The sequence below is a fragment of the Acidimicrobiales bacterium genome, from assembly GCA_035540975.1.
GTDB lineage: Bacteria > Actinomycetota > Acidimicrobiia > Acidimicrobiales.
Genome location: DATLFN010000143.1, coordinates 1 through 5,145, shown reverse-complemented (window position 1 = coordinate 5,145; position 5,145 = coordinate 1). Strand labels below are relative to the sequence as shown.

3 protein-coding genes are annotated in these 5,145 nt (G+C 76.2%); all 3 read left to right on the top strand.

Annotation, left to right across the window (positions count from 1 at the left end):
- Window positions 1-2,326 (top strand): FtsX-like permease family protein (locus VM242_14460; protein ID HVM06366.1); only part of this gene is annotated, 2,326 nt, incomplete at its 5' end.
- Between the two features lie 196 nt (window positions 2,327-2,522).
- Window positions 2,523-4,124, top strand: a complete 1,602-nt coding sequence (locus tag VM242_14455; GenBank protein HVM06365.1) for a peptidoglycan-binding domain-containing protein — start codon at window positions 2,523-2,525, stop codon at window positions 4,122-4,124.
- A 98-nt stretch (window positions 4,125-4,222) separates the two neighbouring features.
- Window positions 4,223-5,059, top strand: coding sequence for a DUF5995 family protein (locus tag VM242_14450; GenBank protein HVM06364.1), 837 nt, complete (start codon window positions 4,223-4,225; stop codon window positions 5,057-5,059).
- The last annotated feature ends 86 nt before the right edge of the window (window positions 5,060-5,145 follow it).

The following is a 5,145-nucleotide window of genomic DNA, read 5'->3' as shown; positions in this document are numbered from 1 at the left end:
CGGCGGGGGCGGGCGCGAGCGCATCCCGGCCGAGGTGCTCGAGGCCGTGCGGGCCGTGCCCGGGGTGAAGCTGGCGGCGGGGACGGTGGGCGGCTACGCCCAGCTGGTCGGCAAGGACGGCGACGCCATCTCCCCGGCCGGGGCGCCCACCATCGGCGCGTCGTGGGTGGACAGCCCCGAGCTGTCCCCGCTCACCATCCGGGCGGGCCGGGCGCCCCGGGCCGACGGCGAGGTGGTGATCGACGCCGGCACGGCCCGGCGGGCCGGCTTCGCGCCGGGCGACAAGGTGACGGTGCTCACCCAGGGGCCGGCCGAGGCGTTCACCGTCGTGGGCACCGCCGGGTTCGGTGCGGCCGACAACCTGGCCGGCGCCACCCTGGCCGCCTTCCACCTGCCCACCGCCCAGCGCCTGCTGGGGGCGGCCGGGCGGCTCGACACGGTAGAGGTGACGGCGGCCGAGGGCGAGTTGCCGTCGGCCCTCCGGCGGCGGATCGCCGCCGTGCTGCCACCCGGGGCCGAGGCCGTGCTCACGGCCACCGTCGCCGAGGAGAACCGGTCGGAGGTGAAGGAGGGCCTGCGGTTCCTGCGCATCGCCCTGCTGGTGTTCGCCGGCGTGTCGCTGTTCGTCGGCACGTTCGTGATCTTCAACACCTTCTCGATCATCGTCGCCCAGCGCAGCCGGGAGCTGGCCCTCCTGCGGGCCCTGGGCGCCACACGCGGCCAGGTGAGCCGGTCGGTCCAGGTCGAGGCGCTCGCCGTCGCCCTCGTCGCGTCCGCGGTCGGCCTGGGCGTCGGGTACGGCGTCGCCGTCGGGCTACAGCGGCTGCTCGAAGCACTCGGCATCGACCTGCCGGCGTCGGAGACGCAGTTCCGCGCCCGCACGGCGGTGGTCGCGATGACCGTGGGCGTGGTGGTGACGTGGGCCGCGGCGATCGTGCCCGCCGCCCGGGCCAGCCGGGTGCCGCCCGTCGCCGCCATGCGCGAGATGGAGCCGGTCGAGTACCGCTTCCCCCGCCGCCGGCTGGTCCTCGGGCTGGTCGTGACGGCGGCCGCCGCCGGGATCCTCCTCCGGGGGCTCTTCGGCGGCGTCTCCAACCCGGCGGCGGTCGTGGGCGCCGGCGCCCTCGGCGTGTTCCTCGGGGTGAGCGTGCTCAGCCCCGGCCTGGCCGGGCCCCTGGCCCGGGTGATCGGCGTCCCACTCCGGCTGCTCGGGCAGCCCGGGAAGCTGGGGCGGCGCAACGCCGTGCGCAACCCCCGCCGCACGGCGTCGACGGCGGCGGCGCTCATGATCGGCCTGGGGCTCATGGCGTTCGCCGGCGTCTTCGCCTCGTCCATCAAGGTGTCGGCCGGGGTGGCCCTGGAGGAGACGTTCCGCGCCGACTTCATCGTCCAGACCGACGGGTTCTCCGACTTCAGCCCCGAGGCGGCGGCCGCCCTGCGGCGCCAGCCGCTGGTCGGCGCCGTGAGCCAGTGGCGGTTCGGGCAGTGGCACGACGGCGAGCGGACCAGGTCGCTGTTCGCCGTCGACCCGCGCACCCTCGACGAGGTGGTCGACCTCGACGTGCGGTCCGGGCGGCTGACCGACCTCGGGCCCGGCGGCCTCCTCGTCCACGACGAGGAGGCGGCCCGCCGCGGGCTCGACGTCGGCGACACGCTCACCATGCGCTTCGCCCGCACCGGGGAGCGACCGATGGTGGTCGCCGGGCTGTTCGCCGAGAAGCGCCTGGGCGACGAGTACCTGATCTCCCTGGTGGACTACGAGGAGAACTTCACCGAGCAGCTCGACTCGGTCGTCCTGGTCAAGGCGGCGGCCGGCGCCGACCGCGCCGGCGCCCGCGAGGCGGTCGAGCGGGCGCTGGAGCCGTTCCCCAACGTGGAGGTGCGGGACCAGGCCGAGCTGCGCGAGCTCCAGGAGGACCGGGTCGACCAGCTGCTGGGGCTGATGTCGGCCCTCCTCGGCCTGGCCGTCCTGGTGGCCCTGTTCGGCATCGCCAACACCCTCGCCCTGTCGATCCACGAGCGCCGGCGGGAGGTGGGGCTGCTTCGGGCGGTGGGCATGACCCGGCGCCAGGTGCGGTCCATGATCCGGGGCGAGGCGGTGATCATCGCCGTGCTGGGCGCCGTGCTGGGCGTGGCCGTCGGCGTGTTCCTCGGATGGGCCTTCGTCACCTCCCTGGGCGACGAGGGGCTGGGCCGGCTGTCGGTGCCCGCCCGCCAGCTGGCCGCCTACGTGGCCCTGGCCGGTGTCGCCGGGGTGGTCGCCGCGGTGGGCCCGGCCCGCCGGGCGGCCCGGCTCGACGTCCTGGCCGCCATCGCCGCCGAGTAGGCCCCGGCCGGCGGGCGTGTCGGCCCTTGGGGGGTTTCGGGAGGCGGAGCACCGGCCCGGCGTCCTCATCACCGTCATTTCCTGGGAGGAACGGCGGTCGATGCGTCGAACACCTATCGCGGACGGGGCACGAGGGGGGACGGCCCTCCCTCACGCCGGCGGGGGCCTTCGGCCTGCGCGCCCCGGGGGGACGGTGATGACGGCGGAGACGGACGACCGGCGATCAGCTCGGCCACGGCCCGGCCCCGACCGGGAGCGGTGGCTGCGGGAGAGGGCGGCGGACGCCCCGCGACCACTCCGGATCTTCTTCGAGGCGGAGCTCGGGTACCGGTCCTGGGCGGGCACCAGCTCCCGCGGGGCGCGGGCCCGGCGGCGGGCGGGCGCCCGTGCGGCCCGGGCCAGGGACCGGCTCGCCCCCGTCCCCGTCGTCCACGCCGACGGCCGGGTGCGCCGCCCGGGGCTGTGGTCGCTCGACCCCGAGGTGCAGGGGCGCCTGGCCCGCCGGCTGGCGCCCGCCACCGTCGCCCTGGGCGTGCTCTCCCTCGCCACCAGCGCCAACCTGCGCACCGACGGCGACACCCTGGTGTACGAGCGCCTGGCGATCGGTGGGCAGGCCCAGGCCGAGGCTCTGGCGGCGATGGAGGGGGGCGACGCCGCCGGGGCCCTCAAGGGCATCGCCACCGACCTCACCACGCCCCCGGCGACCGCTCCCAGCGCCACGGGCGTGCTCCCGGCCGGCGCGGCCGGCGCCCCGGCTGCCGCTCCGGCGGCCGCCGCACCCACCGTCCCCGCCCAGCGGGGGGCGCTGCCGGTGGGCAAGGGCATGTGGATCTGGCTGGCCGACCAGGCGGAGGGGGGCAACCCCGAGGCCATCGTGGCCAGGGCCCGGTCCGTCGGCCTCACCCACCTCATCGTGCGGACGGCGTCGCTCAAGCACGGCTTCTACGCCGGGCCGTTCCTCGACCGCCTGCTGCCGCTCGCCCACGCCGCCAACATCCGGGTCTACGCCTGGGACTTCCCGTGGCTGCACAACGTGGACGGCGACGTGGCCCGGGCCGTCCAGGCCATCACCCACACCACGCCCGACGGGCACCGGGTCGACGGCTACGTCGCCGACATCGAGCTGGAGAGCATGGGCGTGAACGTCACGCCGCAGACGGGCAAGCACTTCGGTGTCGCCCTGCGCAAGGCCGTCGGCCCCAACTACCCGCTGATCGCCTGCGTCCCCCGGCCCAACCCGGCGCTGACGCGCTATCCCATGCCCGACGTCGTCGCCGCCTTCGACGCCATCGCTCCGATGGTCTACTGGCTCCACGGCGACCCCGTGGACCACATGGCGAGCACCCTCCAGGCCCTGTCCGCCTACGGCAAGCCCATCCTCCCGGTGGGCCAGGCCTACGACGCCGGCGCCGAGGGCGGCCCGCCCGGCGTGCCGTCCCGGGACGCGCTCATCCGGTTCATGCAGGCGGGCGACGCCCTGGGCGCGGCGAGCGTGTCGTGGTGGTCGTGGCAGCACGCCGACCAGGAGGCGTGGGACGCCATCAAGGACGCGGCGGAGTTCCGCCTCCCGGCCGGCGACCCGGGCCGCTTCAGCCACGGGCAGGTCATGGCCTACCAGACCCTGCTGTCCAGCCTCGGCTTCACCGCCCCGATCAACGGGTCGTGGGACGATGCCACGGCCCGGGCCGTCCGGGCCTACCAGCACGCCGCCGGGCTTCCGGCCACCGGCGTGATCGACGAGACGACCCGCCAGCTCCTCCTCACCCCCTTCACCCCGCCGGTCCAGCCCCAGCCCTGACCGGCTCGTGCTTTCGATGACCTGACCGGAAAATGCCGCCGCCTGCGGCGGCGAGTGCGGCCACAGGCCCTGGCGTCGAAGGGCTAGCTTCGGCGGCCTTGGCGACTTCGTCAGGGCCGCCGGTGCAGACCGTCGACGACGTCCTCGACGCCCTCGACGCCCTCGTCGACCGTGCCCGCCGGCGGGGCGAGCGGACCGGCTTCTTCGCCGTGATGTACCGCACGGTGACCGCCCGGGTGAAGGAGGGGATCGCCGCCGGGTTCTTCGACGACGGCGAGCGCATGGCCCGCCTCGACGTGGCCTTCGCCTCCCGGTACCTCGACGCCCTCCGGTCGTCCGAGTCGGGCGAGCGACCCACCGCCAGCTGGGACGCGGCGTTGGCCGCCGGCCGCGACGCCCGCCCCATCCTGCTCCAGCACCTGCTCCTCGGGGTGAACGCCCACATCAACCTCGACCTCGGGATCGCGGCGGCGGGTGCCGCTCCCGGCGGGGAGCTCCCCGCCCTGCGCCGGGACTTCGACCGCATCAACGAGATCCTGGCGTCGGTGCTCGACCACGTGCAGCGCGCCATGTCGAGGCTCTCGCCCTGCCTGGGGCTGCTCGACCGTCTGGGAGGTCGGCACGACGACGAGATCATCCGCTTCAGCCTCGAGAAGGCCAGGGCGGGCGCCTGGCGGTTCGCCACCGAGCTTGCGCCCCTCGACCCGACGGCGTGGGCCGGCCCCGTCCGCACCCGCGACGCCCGGGTGGCCCGCGTCGCCCGCATCGTCCTGCGTCCCGGGCTCCCGCTGGAGGCGGGCCTGGTCGTGGTCCGGGCGTGCGAGCGGAGCAGCGTCGCCCGCACCCTCGACGTGCTGGGCGACGTGGACGGGCCCGCGCTGGCCGCCGTCGAGGCCCGGGTGCGCGACGAGCGGGCCGGGCCGGGCCACTGGTGAACGCCCCCGGGCCGTTCTGTGGACGGAAGCCGTCGGATGGCGGCGGTTCCCGTCCAGAGAACCGGCAGCCGGGCGGGGAGCCGGGG